The sequence below is a fragment of the Streptomyces sp. NRRL WC-3549 genome (assembly GCF_000721935.1).
Classification (GTDB): domain Bacteria; phylum Actinomycetota; class Actinomycetes; order Streptomycetales; family Streptomycetaceae; genus Streptomyces.
In genome coordinates this window covers 4224-4542 of record NZ_KL585405.1, presented here as the reverse complement: position 1 = coordinate 4542, position 319 = coordinate 4224, and the positions used below count along the sequence as shown (strand labels likewise).

Below are 319 nucleotides of genomic sequence, written 5' to 3'. Positions count from 1 at the left end.
GGTCGTACAGGCGGCGGACGACATACCCGTGGACATCCCACGCGTGCCCGCCCGGGAGGCGGCGCAGGACGAACTGTCCGACCCCATGTACCACGAGCACGACCCCAACCTGCTCGAACGCGGCCTCGACCGCTTCTGGGGCTGGGTGGGTGACCTCTTCGACAGGGCGGCCGGGGCGGCACCCGGCGGCATGCCCGGCGTCGTGTTGATCGTCCTGGTCGTCGTCGGCCTGGTCGCCGCTCTCTGGTGGCGGCTCGGTACACCGCGGCGCGTCGCACGTCCCCCGGAGGCCCTCTTCGGCCTGTCTCTTATACACATC

General features: G+C 70.8%; 1 pseudogene. It reads left to right on the top strand.

Annotated elements, in window-relative coordinates:
- A pseudogene (locus IH13_RS0118040) lies at positions 1–319 on the top strand (hypothetical protein); the annotation flags it as partial.